A 15,819-nucleotide genomic window follows, 5' to 3' on the forward strand; every position below is an offset into this window, starting at 1 on the left:
GCACTCGCCCCTATAAATGGCGCGCGAAGCCTGTGGCCGCGCGTTCCCGTTCAAGCGGGGCTCTGGTCAGGCCCCTTGTTATGGTCGCTACTTTGATTCTTATCGTTGGCCGCCATTATCGGCAGGCTGCCGGATTTCTTTAGCATTTTCTTGCCGGATGCCGGCGGCACGGCTTCCGCGCGCCGCACTGCCCATACCAGCAACCACGTGCCCAGCCCGATGGCATACACGATCAGACCCGCGCCGGCCACGCGCTGGTCGCCCAGCAGGTAGTTGGCGCAGAGCCGCGTTTGCGCATCAACGAACAGCATGCCAAAAGTCAGCCCCATCCAGACCATGTTGCCGCCAAAAAACAACACCAATGGCCACGGTGCCACGCGCACGGCAATCACGCTGGCCAGCCCCGCCATGCACACCGACATGTCGCGCGCCACGCCAAGCTGCCAGGACATACGCGACAGATCGACGGCGATCGGCAGCATCCAGACGCCGTACGCAATCGATGCCGCCACCAGCAGCGCCAGCGCATAGGGCCGGAGCATGACGCACGCGCGCGCCCGGCGTGGCGTGGAGAGCAGCCGCGGCAGCAGGCAGCCTGCCGCGAACAGGCATGGCATCAGGCCCAGCATCAGCATTGCCATCGACGACTCGAACCACGCACGCAGCGGCGGCAGCGCCGGCAGCGCGCATAGCAGCCACGGCAGGCGATAGCACGCGCGCGTCATGAGCGGCTCCCGCGTGCGAAGGCCAGCGCGAATGCATAGGCGTCGCGGAAGTCGTCGAGCGCGTAGACGGCCAGCACATGGCCGCTGGCGTCCACGACGTGAAGCCCGCCGTTATGCTCGAAACCACCCAGCCCGTCGGGCACGGCAACCACATCGGCGTCGCCGAGCAACCGGCGCATGTCCGCCGGGGAATCGGCTGCCGCCACCAGCCAGCCCGGAGCGCGGGCGCGGTAGGTGGTGGCATAGCCGAGCAGGTCCGCCACGGTATCGCGCGGATCGAATGACAGGGAGACCAGTCCGATACGGCCCGCCATGCCGTCGTCGTCCCGCTGGCGCGAAAGCTGGTCGAACTCCGCGCCCAGGGCGCGGCAGACCGTGGCACAGCGGGTGTAGATGAAATCGACGATATAGACACCGGGCGCCGCCCCGGCATCGGCACCCCGCCAGGCGAACAGCCGCACGTGCTGCCCGTTCTGGCCGTGCACATCGATGGCGGGCAGGCGCAGCGCCCCCTGCGCGATGCGGACGTCGCGCCGCTGGTCGAGCGTCCAGGCGGACAACCCGTAGGTGAGGTTATGGATGGCCGCCGCGCCCAGCACCAGCGCGGCGCACAACGCCACCCACGGCCCGCGGCTAGCCGCCCGGCGTGCCGAGTGCGGCGTCGCCATCGAATGGCGCCTTCATGGCTGCGGTGTCGGCGCGGGCGGCCGCCACGGTTTCCGCCGTGACCGGCGGCGCGGTGTTGCCCCACTGGCTGCGCACGTGGGTCAGCACGGCGGCGATCTCCGCATCGTTGAGCTGGTCTGCAAACGCCGGCATGGCGCCGTTGTAGGCCGTGCCTTTGACCGTGAGCTTGCCGGTCACGCCGCGCAGCACGATCTGCGCAACCTTGGCGTCCTTGCCGGCCACCCATTCGGAACCACCCAGCGGCGGAAACACGCCTGGCAAACCCTGCCCGGTGGCCTGGTGGCAGGCTACGCAGCGGCTTTGGTACACCGCGGCGCCATCCACCGCGCTGCCGGCGGATTTCGGCTTGCCTTGAAGGTCCGCCACGGTGCGGCGGTCGCCAAGCGCCGACGGCTGGTCGATCGGTGCCGTGGCGATATACCACGCGCCCCAAGCCACCAGCACCGCCACCATCGCCAGCATATAGCGCGGGATCGGCATGCGGTTCTCGTGCGGGTCTTCGTACTCGCGGGCGCGCGCCGCAGTGGCCTGCCGGTCTTCACGCGCCTTGTCTTCCTGGGAATCGGTCATGTCATCGGTCTCCGGGTTCCCCTAAGGCTTGGCCGCGCCATCGGGCGCCGGCAGCACCGCACCGGTACGGTTCAGCGATTGCAGGTAAGCCACCAGGTCCAGCGCGGCTGCGGTTGGCACCACGACCTTGCCGATCGGCGCGTAGCCCGGCGGCAATGGCACGGCCTTCTCGCCAGCTTCCGGCGCATCCTTGACATCGAACAGGAAGGGGTAGCTCGGCATGATGCTGCCGCTGACGTACGCGCGCGGCTGGTAGAGGTGGCCCAGATGCCAGTCCGCGCTCGGCTGGCGCACACCGATGTTCATCAGGTCCGGGCCGGTTCGCATGGTGCCCAGCAAGTGCGGCTTGTCGTAATAGTAGTCACCGGCAACGGCAGCCCGGCCCCAGCCACGCTTGGCATCCGGGGCAAAGCTACTGTCTCGCGGCTGCTGGGAATGGCAGTAGATGCAGCCATTGGCGATGTAGACTTCGCGGCCACGCAGCTGCGATGCGGTGTAGGGCTTCACGCCTTCGGTCGGCTTGACGTCGTGCAGCTGCAGATACGGCACCACCACCAGGGCACTGGTCGCCAGCGCCAGCATCGTCATGCCGCCCGCCAACAGGACACTTTCGTTGTTCACGGTTCAGACTCCCTGGGCAGGCTTGCGGCCTTGATGAAACAACGCCGGACGATCGCGGTTGGGCCCGAGGCCAAGAATCACGCAGATGAAATTGGCGACGAAGCACAGATGAGCGGTCAGCATCATCGCCCCGCCCAGCGAACGCGCCTTCAGGTATGGCACGGTCAGCAGCACCGAATCCATGAACGGCCGCGCGGCGTCGAGCATGGCCAGGCCCTGCAGCCATCCACCGATGGTCAGGCTGACGAAGTACACGCCAATGCCGCCCGCCGCCAGCCAGAAGTGCAAGTAGATCAGCCAGCGGTACGGCCATTCCCGGCCCGTGATACGCGGCACGATGAAATAAATGGCGCCAAAGAACGCAAAGCTGACGAACGCATAGAGACCCAGGTGGGCATGCGCCACCGTGTAGTGCGTGAAGTGGGCCACGCGATTGACCGCGCGCAGCGCCTCGAACGAACCCTGGATCGAACTGAGCGTGTACATCATGCCGCCGAAGGTGACAAAGCGCAGCGTCGGCGAATCGATCAGCCGGCGGAAGTTGCCGCGCAGCGTCTGGTGCTGGTTGATCGAAAACGCAATGACCGGAATCAGCATCATCATGCTCTGCACCACCGACAGCGTGATCAGCCAGCCCGGCACCGGCCCGCCCACCAGATGGTGGCCGCCCACCTGCCCATAGAAAAACGCCAGCGCCCAGAAACCAAGCAACGACAGGCCATACGACTTCACCGGCTGGCCGATGACCTTGGGCAGGAAGTAGTAGATCGACGCCAGCGCCAGTGGCGTGTAGAACAGGCCCAGCACGTTGTGGCCAAACCACCAGTTCATCGTCGCCTGCTCCACGCCAAAGTGGAGACCCGGAAAATTCGCCACCAGGAACAGCACGGGGAACCAGAACAACGCGCAGCCCATGTACCAGACCGACACGTAAAGGTGGTCGACCTTGCGGTTCAGCAGCGTCAGCACCAGCGGAAATCCCACGAACGCGCCGCCGATCACGAACAGGATGTCCACCTGCCACGGAATCTCCAGCCACTCCAGCCCGTCGGAAATACCGGCGCCGATGCTGCCGATACCCGCGATCAGCCCGGCATTCCACAGCGCGGCACCCAGCACCGCCCAGCGCGCCCCGACCAGCTCGGTCTTGAGCAGGCGCGGCAGCAGGAACATGGCGATGCCCAGCCCCGCCATCGGCGCCCAGCCATAGGCCACGGCATTGAGGTGGATCGTGCGGATACGGCCGAAGGTCAGCCACGGCACGGACGCCCACAGGTCCGGCTCATGGAGCTTGATCGACGCCGTCAGCCCCGCGGCGGACGCCACCACGAGCCAGACCATCGAACAGCACAGGAACAGGAAGACGACGGGCGCCGATGACCGGTCTGCCGCTTCGCGCGACGGATCGGCCAGCCCCGCCTTGGCGGAGGCCGGGTCCTCGGGGTGCCCGGTTTCGGCATCGCCGAAGATCACCCGCGCGGCGGCCGGGGAGGTATCGAAAAAGCCTTTCTGCATGCTCCAGATGAATGCCCCAAGGGCAAAAACGGAGAGCAGAAACGCTGACAACAGGATGGCAACGGTGTTCATGACAGGCTCGCAAGCGAGACAGACATCGGGGGCGGAACAGCCAAAAACGCTGGAGAAAATGCGATCCAACGCACGTTTTGAGCGGAGAGTACGACCGAAGCCCGCACGCGGCACATAGCCAGTTTTCCGGAATTTCTGGTAACCACCTTAAAAATTGCATTTCAAATACAACTTAAATAGAATCGCAACAATCATCCTTAGGTCCTACTGTCAGCCGTCAGGCCGGTCACTAGAATTCAGCGCATCACGAGCGATTTCCGATACCACTTATCCCGGCACCGTTCGCTACCTGCCCGAGCACGACGCCCCGATCCCATGAACGTGCATTTGACCCTTGAAGGCCGCCACGGACTGGCCGGCCAGATTTACCGCCAACTGCGCGCCGGTGTCGTCGAAGGCCGGCTGGTGCCGGGCGAGCGACTGCCCTCCACGCGCGAACTGGCCAGCCAGTTGGGTGTCTCGCGCAAGACCACGCTCGACGTGTTCGAGCGCTTGATCGCCGAGGGCTACCTGCGCACCCGCACGGGAGATGGCACGTTCGTGGCCGAGGAGATGACGCGCCTGAGCAGCCCCCCGGCCCACGCGCCTGCGTTACAGGCCGCCGATCCGGTCTGGGACACCATCCCCGCCGCCGCCCCTTCCAGCATCGCGCCACCGGCCGAATTCGACTTCGCCAGCGGCGCTACCGACAAGCAGCTATTTCCGTTCGACCAGTGGCGCCGCTGCGTCAACCACGCGCTGCGCGTACAGGCCCGCGGCCGCGGCGCCTATCACGACCCCGCCGGCGAGCAGGAGCTGCGCTTGGCCGTATCGCGCTACCTGGCAGTCAGCCGGGCCGTGCTGAGCACCTGGCAGGAAGTGATCATGACCCAGGGCGCGCAACAGGCTATCCATCTGCTGGCACGCGCCGCGCTGCGCCCCGGCGACGTGGTGGCGATGGAGGACCCTGGCTATCCGCGCGCCCGCGCGATCTTCACGGCGCTGGGCGCCAAGGTGGTGCCGGTGCCGGTCGATGCCGACGGACTGGTCGTCGATGCGCTGCCCGCCGAGACGCGGCTGGTCTATGTCACGCCATCGCACCAGTTTCCGTTGGGCATGCCGATGGCGCTCGAGCGCCGCCTGGCGCTGCTGGACTGGGCGCAACGCAATGGCGCGTTGATCATCGAGGACGACTACGACGGTGAATTCCGCTTCGAAGGCCGCCCGATGGAATCGCTCAAGGGGTTGGACAACGCGGACGTGGTGGCCTATGTGGGCACGTTCTCCACGACCATCTTCCCGGAACTGCGCGTCGGCTACGTGATTCCACCCCGGCCGCTGGCGGGCGCGGTGTGCAAGGCCAAACAGGTGGTGGACTGGCACAGTTGCACGATGACGCAGACCGCGCTGGCCAAGTTCATGCTCGACGGCTACTTCGGCAAGCACCTGCGCCGCATGCACAAGGAATACGGCCTGCGGCGCACGGCGCTGCTCGATGCCGTGGCACGCCACTTGCCAGCCTGGCTGGCACCCCTGCCCTCCGCGGCAGGGCTGCACGTGGTGGCCCTGCTGGCCAATGGCGTGGACGAAGGCCGCTTCATCGCCCTCGCGGCGCAGGCCGGTGTAGGCGTGACGGGCATTTCGGGCATGTATGGCGAACACCCGACCCAGCAGGGTATCCTGCTTGGCTACGGCGGCATTGACGCCGACGGTATCCGCGCGGGCATCGCCCGCCTGGCCGCCGCGCTCTGACGGCCCTCCTTCGCGCCGCCGTGGCGCCAAGCCGGTAAGACCGGGTGCGATCAGGCGCACAACCGGCGCTTTGTTCGGCACCCCGCAGACTGACCTCCCGAAATTACGTAAAACTTGGGTGCTCCGCCCCCTTGCGTGGGTGTTCACGCTTGAAAATGGCGGCGGCTTGCCGTTATCTGTTGTCGACCACTGCCATTGCGTCTTTTCCTTTTGATGCACACCCATTACGACAACCTCAAGGTATCCCGCGACGCGCCTCTGGAAGTAATCCGGGCCGCGTACAAGTCCTTGAGCCAGAAATACCACCCCGACAGGCACGCTGACAGCGAGGAAGCCAATCGCATCATGCGGCTGCTCAACGCCGCCTATGACGTGCTGCGTGACCCGGAACGGCGCGCCGAGCACGATCAGTGGATTGTCGCGGAGGAAAGACGCGAAGCCGAGCAAGGCCAGCGCCGGGCCCAGGCCCAGCGCGCGGCCGCTGCCCAGCGCCAGGCCGCCCAGCGTCAGCAGGCGGCGCGTCCGGGCGCGCGCCCGACGCAACAGGCTGCATCGGGCAATGCGCGGCCGAACCAGAGCGAACCGGCGCAGGAGCCGCCGCCGTTCCGTCCGCGCAAGCCACGCCGCGAACGCCCCGAGAAAACCGCCCGCGCCAACGGCGGCCCCGCCACACCGCTCCCCAGGTACGGATCGATCGCGCTGTACGCGGCCATCGGCGCCATCATCGTCATCATGCTGGGAGACTGGTCAGGCACCGGCGAGGCATCCGCCAGCGACGGCAATGCCAAGTCCGCGCAGGCAAGCACGGCGCAGGCATTGGCGAGATCGCTGACGCCGGGCGCGACATCGGCCATGCCCGAGCACAAATACGCGCGGCCGTCGCTCACGCCGCGCGGCATGCCCTGGCCAGACCATTCGGGCTACCTGCCTGGCTATCCGATACTCAATGGGAATGGGTTGTCGACGCTGACGGTCGACAATTCAGGCAGCGCGTCAGATGTGCTGCTGAAGCTCGTTGCCGTGAATGGCAATGCGCCACTGCCCGTGCGCACGAGTTTCGTGCGCGGGGGATCGTCGTTCACGATGGAGAATATTTCGCCCGGCGCCTACGACCTGCGCTACCAGAGCCTCGACTCGGGCGAGATCTTCCGGTCCGAGCGCTTTGATCTGACCGAATTTCGTGAAGCTGCCGGCACCAGTGCCAACCGCAATGTGTTCAAGCTGTATGCGGTACCGGGCGGCACGTCGCGCTCGGTAACGATCTCCGAGCGCGAATTTCCCTGACAGGCGAGCCGGCGGGCAAACCCGTCGGCACACCCTGGTCACCCGACCTAGCGGTCAGTAGGGCTTGGGTTGCGGCTGGCCGTTGGGCGGAACGTAAGGCTTGGGCTTTGCGGCCGGCGCGGGCACGGTCCCGTAGAGTTTCTGCCAGCGGGATTTCAGCCCGTCGGCGATCTCCTTCTGGTTGTACTGTTCCGCGAAGTCGATCACCGTCATGCCCTGCTGGTTTTTCAGGCGCAGGTCCGCGCCCTCGTCCAGCAACAGCTTGACTGTCTCGATATGGCCGCCGCGCGCCGCCATCATCAGCGGCGTGGTGCCATTCGGGCTTTCCGCGTCGATATAGGCCGCATGGTCGACAAGGTACTTGACCACGTCGTTGTGGCCGTTGGTCGCCGCGTAGTGCAGCGGTGCCCAGCCCTTCTTGTTGACCTCGGCTTCCTCGCCGTCGACCATCAGCTTGATCATGTCCAGCTCGCCGTTGAGCGCCGCCATCATCAGCGCGTTCTCGCCAGCCGGATTGGTCTTGTCGAAGTCGATGTTCTTGGCCTTGATCAGCGCGGTCGCCGCCTTTTTCGATTTCTCGCGCAGCGCCACCACCAGCATCGGATTGCCGCGGAGGTCGACGATATTCGGGTCCACCCCCTTGGCAAGCAGCTTCTGCACGGTGTTGCCATCGTCGAATTCGACGGCCTTGCGCATATCGTCGGCCGGCGCGGCCTGTACCAGCGCGCAGCCCGTCATGGCCGTCATGCCCACCAGGGCCATCACCGCAGCCAGGCGTCGAATCTTCATATCAAGCATGAGAATTCCTGTCTATGTGCTTGAAAAGGCGGAAGAAATTATCCGTCGTCTGTTCCGCCACCTGTTCCACTGGCAAGTCTCGCAGCTTGGCGATGAACTCACCCACATGACGCACCCAGGCCGGTTCGTTGGTCTTGCCGCGATACGGCACCGGCGCCAGGTATGGCGAGTCGGTCTCGATCAGCATGCGATCCAGCGGCACCTTCTTCGCGGTTTCCTGCAGATCGGCCGCGCTCTTGAACGTGACGATGCCTGAAAACGAAATGTAGAAGCCTTCGTCGAGCGCCTTCTTGGCGATGTCCCAGGTCTCGGTGAAGCAATGCATCACGCCACCGGCCTCCCGCGCGTTTTCCTCGCGCATCAGGCGGATCGTATCGTCGGCTGACGATCGCGTATGGATGATCAGCGGCTTGCCGGTCTGTCGCGCAGCCCGGATATGGGTGCGGAACCGCTCGCGCTGCCACTCCATGTCGTCGACGCTACGGCCATTGAGACGGTAGTAGTCCAGGCCGGTTTCACCGGTGCCCACCACGCGAGGATGGGCAGACAGCGTGACCAGGCGTTCCAGCGTCGGCTCCTCGGCATCCTCCTCGTAATCGGGATGCACGCCTACCGACGCGTAGAGGTTCGGATGCTGTTCCGCCAGCGCCAGCACGCGCGGAAAGTCTTCCAGCGTCACGGAAATGCACAGGGCATGCGTGACCTGGTTGGTCTTCATGTTTTCCAGCAACTGGGGCAGGCGCTGCGCCAGCTCCGGAAAATCGATGTGGCAATGGGAATCGACAAACATGGTGCGTGCCCCGCGTTCAATCGAGGCGGCGGCCCAGGATTACCAGGTCGCGCTCGACACCATCCAGCACGGCTACGCGCGGCAGGTCGCCCCAGCGCGAGAAGCCATGACGCTCGAACAGGGCCAGGCTCGGCGCGTTGTGGCCAAAGATAAAGCCCAGCAGCGTATTCACGCCCACCTTGGGCGCATGCGCGATGGCCGAGTCAAGCAGGAAGCGGCCCAGACCCTGGCCACGGAAACCCTCATGCAGGTAGATCGAGACTTCCGCCGTGGCGCCGTAGGCCGGCCGGCCATAGAAGTCCGAAAAGCTGACCCAGCCCGCCATGCGGCCATCGGCGGATTCGCATACCCAGAGGGGGCGCCGTTCGGGCTGGTGCGCCGCGAACCATGCCTGGCGCGAGGCCACGGACACCGGCTCCGTATCGGCCGTCACCATGCGCGACGCCACCGTGCTGTTGTAGATCTCGACGATGCCGGGTAGGTCATCTTGCGTCGCAAGACGAACAGTAAAACCAGATTCACTCATAAATACAGACACTTGCGAAGCAGACTTCGCATCTCACATCAAGTTACAGGGTCTGCGTGGGCCGCCCCGATTCGATGGCCTTGCCCAGCAGTTCCTCCACCGCACGCTTGAGCGTACGGCCATTATCGTCGTCCGGCAGATGCACGCCCACGCCGGGCGTTTTCATCGGCGTGCCGGCCGGGGTAATCCATGCCACGGTGCCTTGCACCTGGTACTTCTGTGGCCGGTCCAGCAATGAAAGCACCAGGAAGACCTGTTCGCCCAGCCGGAACGGCCGGTTCGACGGCACAAAGATCCCGCCGCGCGCCAGGAACGGCATATAGGCGCCGTAGAGGCCGGCCTGATCCTTGATCGACAGCGACAACACGTTCGGCCGCTGCGGTGCCCCGCCCGTCGCGGGCGCGGCCGGGTTGCCAGGTACAGCCGCCGCTGGACGCGGTGGCATCGTGACTGGTGCATTCATGTTTGACCCCTGACTTTTTGCCCACTTTTTGCGGGCTATTGGATATTGAACTGCTTGGCTCGACTTTTACCACGTGTGCCCGTCGATGCCTATGGTTTTGGAACTATTGGCGGAACAATTGCCGGTAATCGAGAAAAACCGACTCCATGACGAGGCGCGCCGCCAACGGATGGTTCTCGCTGCGGCGGTGGTTGAGCAGCCGCGCGGCAAACCCCTGCAGACGGTGAGCATCGGTGGCGCCGGCGCAACGGCCCAGCGCAACCTGCTCCTTCGGAAAGTAGCGAACAGCGCCCGTGCCCAGGCGCAGCGCCAGCAGGTCATAGACCCATCGCTGCAGCACGCCAAGCACTGCCGGTACCGGCAGCTTCTGCAACTGCTCGGCCGCGGCCAGCGCATCGAATGCGGCGCCGGCGCCCAACTGGCCCACCAGCCAGCGCTGCAACGGTTGTTCTTCGGCCTCGGCGGCGTGCAGCGCGGTCAGCGGCGCGCCGCCCGACAGCGCCAGTTGCGCCTCCACGTCCGCCACACCCTGGCTGCGCAACCATTCCAGCGCAGCGGCCTCGGTTGGGCGCGTCACCGAGAACTGGCGACAGCGCGACAGGATCGTCGGCAACACGCGGTCGAGTCGGTCCGTCACCAGCAGGAACACCGTCGATGGCGGCGGCTCCTCCAGCGTCTTGAGCAGCGCATTGGCGCCCTCGGTTTGCAGCGCATCGAGCGGATAGACCACCACCACGCGCAGGCCGGCGCGATGGGTGCCAACGCCGACCGCTTCGATCAGCGCGCGCACCTGCTCCATGCGGATGATCTTGCTCGGCGCCTTCTTCTTGCTACTGCCGCCGGATTCGCCATCCCCCTCGGCATCGCCGCCCGCGCCGGCTTCTAGCGCCTCGGGCCGCACCACGGTGAAGTCCGGGTGGTTGCCCTGGCTGAACCAGTGGCAGGCACTGCAGGTATTGCACGGCTGGCCGTCAGCCAGCGGCGTCTCGCATAGCAACCCCTGGGCGAAATGCAGCGCCAGGTCGCGTTTGCCAATGCCTTGCTGGCCGTGCAGCAGCATCGCATGCGGCAGCCTGTCGCGCAGCGCGGCCAGCCGTTGCCAGTCTTCTCGTTGCCAGGGATAAAGCATGCAAATCAGTCAGTTAGCGCGCCGCTCTCATGTATTGTCCAAGCATCGCCCGGACATATCATTGCGCGCATATATATTCAAAAAATCAAAGACTTGAGATGATTTTCGCAAGTTCCACACGAATCTCATCGATCGATCGCGTGGCGTCGATCACGCGAAAGCGCCGGGGGGCTTCGGCAGCCCGGCGCAGGTATTCGGCACGGGTGCGCTCGAAGAACGCGCGCGATTCGGCTTCGAACTTGTCCGGCTCGCGTGCATTGGCCAGGCGCTGGGCGGCCGTTTCAAGTGGCACATCGAACAGCAGCGTCAGGTCCGGCTGCAGGCCGCCCTGCACCCACTGCTCCAGCGCTTCAAGCCGCTCGCGCGGCAGGCCTCGGCCGCCGCCCTGATAGGCAAACGTCGCGTCGGTGAAACGATCGGAGATCACCCAGTCGCCACGCGCCAGCGCTGGCTCGATGACTTCCGCGATGTGTTCCCGGCGCGCCGCGAACATCAGCAGCGCCTCGGTTTCGAGGTCCATCTTGCGGTGCAGCAGCAGGCTGCGCAGGTCTTCACCCAGTGGCGTGCCGCCCGGCTCGCGGGTAGTGACCACGGTTGCGCGTTCGCGCAGGCGGCCGGCGACCCATTCGATATGGGTGCTCTTGCCGGCGCCGTCGATGCCTTCGAAGGTAATGAATCTGCCGCGCATGAAATCAGGGCTTTCCGCGCTGGTACTTGTCGACCGCGCGATTGTGTTCAGGGAGTGAGCTGGAAAAATGGCTGCTGCCGTCGCCACGGGCCACGAAATACAGCGCATCGGTAGGCGCCGGCGTGGTGGCCGCGGCCAGCGAGGCCAGGCCCGGCAAGGCGATGGGCGTCGGCGGCAGGCCCGTACGGGTGTACGTATTGTACGGGGTGTCGGTCAGCAAATCCTTCTTGCGCAGGTTGCCGTCAAACGCCGGGCCAACGCCGTAGATCACCGTCGGGTCGGTCTGCAGCATCATGTTCTTGCGCAGGCGGTTGACGAACACCGCGGCAATCATCGGCCGCTCCGCCGCCTGGCCCGTTTCCTTTTCGACGATCGATGCCATGACCAATGCCTCGTACGGGGTCTTGTACGGCAGGTCGGGCGCGCGCGCCGTCCATGCGTCGTTCAGCCGCTTCTGCATGGCGCGGTAGGCATGTTTGTAGAGTTCGATGTCGCTGCTACCGCGCGCGAACAGATAGGTATCGGGGAAGAACAACCCTTCCGGCGACGTCTCCGCCGCGCCGATCGCCTTCATCAGTTCGGCGTCGGACATGTTCTGGGTATCGTGTTTCAGGGCCGGGCTCGCATCCACGGCGGCGCGCATCTTGCGGAATTCCCAGCCCTCGATCACCGTCACCACGTAGTGCGTGACCTCGCCCTTGGCCAGTTTCTCGATCACATCGAGCGGCGTCACGCCGGTTTCAAACTGGTAGCCACCCGCCTTGAGATCGGCGCCATGCCCCGCGATGCGGGCCAGCAACTGGAACAGGCGCGGATCCATCGCCACGCCACCGCGCTGAATCTGGCGGCCAACGCTGGCCACGCCGGAGTTCGGCTTGATGATTACTTCGACGGGGGACGCGGACAGGCCGAGCGGTTGATGGGCCCACCAGGCGAAACCGCCGGCAGCAGCAGCGGCAAAGACCAGCAATACCCCGACCAGGCGCAGGAACAGACGTTTCATGTAGCTAGGATAAAGGCCGGCCGCCATGCCCCCGCCGGCGGGTCGGGATCATTGGAGCGGCCGGCCGGAATGGCGACAGGCCCATATAATACCGGGAGCCTTGTGGCCGATGTGTCACTGAGCGTTACGCGCGGCGTTGCACGCGCGTTGCATTGCCACGTTGCGCCCCCAATTCACCGTATCCATAGCCTTCCAGGACCGCCTGCATGTCCGCCACTGAATTCCCGTCCCTCGCCGACAGCTTTGCCGCCCTGCCCCATGCCGGTATCGTGACCGCCCCCGCTGGCCTTGGCCTGATCCGCGTGGCTGGCGACGATGCCGCCACCTTCCTGCACACCCAGCTGACCAATGCCGTGGAAGACCTGCCGGACGATGCCGCGCGGCTGGCCGGCTACTGCTCGCCCAAGGGCCGCCTGATGGCGAGCTTTCTGATGTGGCGTGACGCCGAGGGCATCGTGCTGCAACTGTCCGCCGATATCCAGCCCGCCATCCAGAAGCGCCTGAGCATGTTCGTGCTACGCGCCAAGGCCAAGCTGTCGGATCTGTCCGCCACGCATCGCGTGCTGGGCGTCGCTGGCATCGGGGCCGAAACCGCGCTGCGCCAGGCTGGCTTGCCGGTGCCCCAGGGCCCGCTGGCCGCGGCCCATGCCGATGGCGTGACCGTGCTTCGCCTGGCCGATGCCGAAGGCGAGCCGCGCTGGCAAATTGTTGCCGCCACCGAACGCGCCGAGGCCCTGCGGCAGGCGCTGGGCGCCAAGCTGGCAGCGGCGGCGCCGGCGTTCTGGGACTGGCTCGACATTGGCGCGGGAATTCCACGCATCGCTGCCGCCACGCAGGAACAGTTCGTGCCGCAGATGATCAACTTCGAACTGCTTGGCGGCGTCAACTTCCGCAAGGGATGCTATCCCGGCCAGGAAGTGGTGGCGCGCAGCCAGTATCGCGGCACGCTCAAGCGCCGCATGTGGCGCGTGCACGGTGAAGGCGACGTGCCGGCCGCGGCCGCCGAGATCTTCCGACCGGAAGACCCCGAGCAGCCGTGCGGCATGATCGTCAACGCCGCCGCGTCGCCGCTGGGCGGCTGGGACGGCCTGGCCGAGCTGAAGATCGATGCTGCGGCCGGCGCGCTGCACCTGGGCGCCGCCAATGGCTCCGCGCTCGCCACACGTGCGCTGCCGTACGAAGTGCCGCTGCCGAACGAGGCCGAAGCGGCCGGTTGAACGCCACGGGAACTCCGCCATGAGCGATCATCTCTACGTCTACTTCAAGGTACCGGATGCGCACGCGGCGGACGCCCTGCCACACTGGCACCGCTGGATGGAAACGGTCGCCGAGGCGACCGGGATTGGTGGTACGCTGATGCGCAGGCCCGAGACCCGCGCGGGCATGCAGACGTGGATGGAAAGTTATGCCGACGTGCCGCCAGCCTTCGAAGCCACCCTTGATGGGTTATGGCGTCAGAGCGGACTGGCGCAGTGGATCAGCGGCGATCGGATGAGCGAGCGGTTCATCGACCTTGACGTGCTCTGACGGTGCGCAGTTTGCCGTCGGACCGCCATGCAGTAACTAGGCAGTAAGACAAAGCAGTAAAGGAAGCCCCATGTGTCTGATATTGGTGGCCTGGCAATCGCACCCGGACTATGCCCTGGTGGTGGCCGGCAACCGCGACGAATTCTATGCCCGCCCGGCGGCGGCCGCGCACTGGTGGCAGGATGCCCCCGAAGTGCTGGGCGGCCGCGACCTGGCGGAGGTGATTGGCGATGCCGGCACGTGGATGGGCATCGCCAATGCCGAATCGCCCGAGTGGCCGGACGATTCCCGCGCGCGTTTTGCCGCGCTGACCAACTACCGCGCCCCTTCCGAAAAACGTACCGACGCACGCTCGCGCGGCGAACTGGTGTCGCATTTTCTGCGCGGCAACCAGACGCCCGACGAGTACCTGCACGACCTGGCTCGCGCGCACGGCGCCTACAACGGCTTCAACCTGCTTGCCAGCGATCTGCATGATCTCTGGTGGTACAGCAACCGATCCAAATCGGGCCAGCCGCAGAAACTCAAGCCTGGCCTCTATGGTCTGTCGAACGCATTGCTCGATACCCCGTGGCCGAAGGTGAGAAGCCGCGTGGGCGCGTTATGCGAGGTACTTGCCGCCGATCGCGGACAGCTTGGGTCCAGTCCCGCGCCCTATCTGCAGATGCTGGCCGACGAAAAGCAGGCGCCTGACTGGGAATTGCCGAATACCGGCGTGGCACCCGAGTGGGAAAAGCTGCTGTCGTCGGCGTTCATCCGCTCGCCGAGCTATGGCACGCGCGCCAGCACAGTGCTGCGCGTGCGCCATGACGGGCGCTTCGATTTCATCGAGCGCAGCTTCAATGCGGATGGCCAGACCGGTGAGGTGTCCTACGAAGGCAGGTTGAACGTGGCCCGCGACAAGGGTACGGTCCCCGCGCCACGGTAATACTCGCCGCCACACGGCTTCACCCCCGCGCGCTGCTTCACGCCGATGACGCATCGGCCAGCAGCACCAGATCAGCCAGCGCCTTGCCGCCCGCCGAGATATGCGTACGCATGGCTTCGGCCGCGGCATCGGCCTGGCCACTCAGAATCGCCTCGACCACGTGGCCATGCTCGCGGTACGACGTGGCCACGCGCGCCTCATTGATCAGGTCCTTCCGCTGCCAATAGATAGCCAGGCGCCGCCGCAACTGGACGATCTGCTCCGACAGAAACGGATTGGCGGCCGCCTGGTACAACACCTCGTGAAACGCCCGGTTCGCCTCTGCATAGGCCGCCGCGTCGCGCGCGCGAGCCGGGATGCCGGCTGCCTCGTGCGATTCGATCAGCGCCTTGCGCCCTTCCGCTGAAATGCGCCGCGTTGCCAGGCGCGCCACCACGCCCTCCATCTCCGCCAGCGTTTCGAACATCGCCACCAGCTCCGCCGCGCTGGGCTTGTGGACGAACATGCCGGCACGCGGCGCGATGGATACCAGCCCCTGAGCGGCCAGCATCAGCAGCGCTTCACGCACCGGCGTGCGCGAACTGTCGAACCGCTCGGCCAGCATCTTCTCGTCGATCTGCGCCCCGGGCCTCAGCTCTCCCGCCTGAATGGCGGCGATCACGCTTTCCCGAATCCGGTCTTGTAGCGATTGCACGGGTATACCCTCTACTTTCCATAGAAAAATATCTGTAGCCTTTGCTGATATATTTAAAAGGCTTCGAG

The 15,819-nt window shown here is 65.6% G+C and carries 18 protein-coding genes; 5 read left to right on the forward strand and 13 right to left on the reverse strand.

Annotated features, from left to right (window positions below; all coding sequences use genetic code 11):
* Window positions 1-50: 50 nt before the first annotated feature.
* The 5 genes from AC3FLX_RS21225 to AC3FLX_RS21245 are packed head-to-tail and all read right to left on the reverse strand — an operon-like array spanning window position 51 to window position 4,190.
* The gene (locus tag AC3FLX_RS21225) at window positions 51-725 is read right to left on the reverse strand and encodes a hypothetical protein (protein WP_488699289.1); all 675 of its coding nucleotides are present in this window, start codon (window positions 723-725) and stop codon (window positions 51-53) included.
* Window positions 722-1,393, reverse strand: a complete 672-nt coding sequence (locus AC3FLX_RS21230) for an SCO family protein (protein WP_488699290.1) — start codon at window positions 1,391-1,393, stop codon at window positions 722-724. Before AC3FLX_RS21230 ends, AC3FLX_RS21225 begins: the two co-directional genes overlap by 4 nt.
* Entirely contained in the window at window positions 1,359-1,982 is a 624-nt protein-coding gene (locus tag AC3FLX_RS21235; protein WP_488699291.1) for a c-type cytochrome, read from the reverse strand. Before AC3FLX_RS21235 ends, AC3FLX_RS21230 begins: the two co-directional genes overlap by 35 nt.
* Window positions 1,983-2,003: 21 nt before the next feature.
* Window positions 2,004-2,603, reverse strand: coding sequence for a cbb3-type cytochrome c oxidase subunit II (locus AC3FLX_RS21240; protein WP_488699292.1), 600 nt, complete (start codon window positions 2,601-2,603; stop codon window positions 2,004-2,006).
* A gap of 3 nt (window positions 2,604-2,606) precedes the next feature.
* On the reverse strand, window positions 2,607-4,190 hold the full coding sequence (locus tag AC3FLX_RS21245; protein WP_488699293.1) for a cbb3-type cytochrome c oxidase subunit I: 1,584 nt from the start codon (window positions 4,188-4,190) through the stop codon (window positions 2,607-2,609).
* A gap of 315 nt (window positions 4,191-4,505) precedes the next feature.
* Here AC3FLX_RS21245 and pdxR point away from each other — a divergent pair, with 315 nt between their 5' ends.
* Window positions 4,506-5,921 carry a MocR-like pyridoxine biosynthesis transcription factor PdxR gene (pdxR, locus tag AC3FLX_RS21250; RefSeq protein ID WP_488699294.1) on the forward strand — a complete coding sequence of 472 codons (1,416 nt, stop codon included), beginning with the start codon at window positions 4,506-4,508 and terminating at the stop codon, window positions 5,919-5,921.
* A gap of 213 nt (window positions 5,922-6,134) precedes the next feature.
* The gene (locus AC3FLX_RS21255; RefSeq protein ID WP_488699295.1) at window positions 6,135-7,205 is read left to right on the forward strand and encodes a J domain-containing protein; all 1,071 of its coding nucleotides are present in this window, start codon (window positions 6,135-6,137) and stop codon (window positions 7,203-7,205) included.
* Window positions 7,206-7,259: 54 nt separating this feature from the next.
* Here the strand turns inward: AC3FLX_RS21255 and AC3FLX_RS21260 are convergent, their stop codons facing one another.
* The 7 genes from AC3FLX_RS21260 to mltG form a co-directional block, all read right to left on the reverse strand.
* Window positions 7,260-8,003 (reverse strand): ankyrin repeat domain-containing protein, encoded by a 744-nt coding sequence (locus AC3FLX_RS21260; RefSeq protein ID WP_488699296.1) that lies wholly within the window; start codon window positions 8,001-8,003, stop codon window positions 7,260-7,262.
* Window positions 7,996-8,793 carry a TatD family hydrolase gene (locus tag AC3FLX_RS21265; RefSeq protein WP_488699297.1) on the reverse strand — a complete coding sequence of 266 codons (798 nt, stop codon included), beginning with the start codon at window positions 8,791-8,793 and terminating at the stop codon, window positions 7,996-7,998. The genes AC3FLX_RS21260 and AC3FLX_RS21265 overlap by 8 nt, the downstream gene beginning before the upstream one ends.
* Before the next feature lie 16 nt (window positions 8,794-8,809).
* The gene (locus tag AC3FLX_RS21270; protein ID WP_488699298.1) at window positions 8,810-9,319 is read right to left on the reverse strand and encodes a GNAT family N-acetyltransferase; all 510 of its coding nucleotides are present in this window, start codon (window positions 9,317-9,319) and stop codon (window positions 8,810-8,812) included.
* Between the two features lie 43 nt (window positions 9,320-9,362).
* The gene (locus tag AC3FLX_RS21275; protein WP_488699299.1) at window positions 9,363-9,782 is read right to left on the reverse strand and encodes a PilZ domain-containing protein; all 420 of its coding nucleotides are present in this window, start codon (window positions 9,780-9,782) and stop codon (window positions 9,363-9,365) included.
* A gap of 103 nt (window positions 9,783-9,885) precedes the next feature.
* Window positions 9,886-10,911: a DNA polymerase III subunit delta' gene (locus tag AC3FLX_RS21280; protein WP_488699300.1), complete on the reverse strand. Its 1,026-nt coding sequence runs from the start codon at window positions 10,909-10,911 to the stop codon at window positions 9,886-9,888.
* A gap of 85 nt (window positions 10,912-10,996) precedes the next feature.
* On the reverse strand, window positions 10,997-11,599 hold the full coding sequence (gene tmk, locus AC3FLX_RS21285) for a dTMP kinase (RefSeq protein ID WP_488699301.1): 603 nt from the start codon (window positions 11,597-11,599) through the stop codon (window positions 10,997-10,999).
* Between the two features lie 4 nt (window positions 11,600-11,603).
* Complete coding sequence (gene mltG / locus AC3FLX_RS21290) at window positions 11,604-12,602, reverse strand: endolytic transglycosylase MltG (protein WP_488699302.1); 999 nt, start codon at window positions 12,600-12,602, stop codon at window positions 11,604-11,606.
* Window positions 12,603-12,808: 206 nt separating this feature from the next.
* On the opposite strand from mltG, the gene ygfZ reads away from it, so the two are divergent.
* From ygfZ to AC3FLX_RS21305, 3 genes are all read left to right on the forward strand, one after another.
* Window positions 12,809-13,819: a CAF17-like 4Fe-4S cluster assembly/insertion protein YgfZ gene (ygfZ, locus tag AC3FLX_RS21295; RefSeq protein ID WP_488699303.1), complete on the forward strand. Its 1,011-nt coding sequence runs from the start codon at window positions 12,809-12,811 to the stop codon at window positions 13,817-13,819.
* 19 nt (window positions 13,820-13,838) lie between these two features.
* Window positions 13,839-14,129 (forward strand): DUF4936 family protein, encoded by a 291-nt coding sequence (locus AC3FLX_RS21300; protein WP_488699304.1) that lies wholly within the window; start codon window positions 13,839-13,841, stop codon window positions 14,127-14,129.
* Between the two features lie 70 nt (window positions 14,130-14,199).
* Complete coding sequence (locus AC3FLX_RS21305; protein WP_488699305.1) at window positions 14,200-15,057, forward strand: NRDE family protein; 858 nt, start codon at window positions 14,200-14,202, stop codon at window positions 15,055-15,057.
* Window positions 15,058-15,094: 37 nt separating this feature from the next.
* Here AC3FLX_RS21305 and AC3FLX_RS21310 read toward each other — a convergent pair whose 3' ends face one another.
* Complete coding sequence (locus AC3FLX_RS21310) at window positions 15,095-15,751, reverse strand: GntR family transcriptional regulator (RefSeq protein ID WP_488699306.1); 657 nt, start codon at window positions 15,749-15,751, stop codon at window positions 15,095-15,097.
* Window positions 15,752-15,819 lie beyond the last annotated feature (68 nt).

This window comes from Cupriavidus sp. 291-E7 (genome assembly GCF_057798835.1).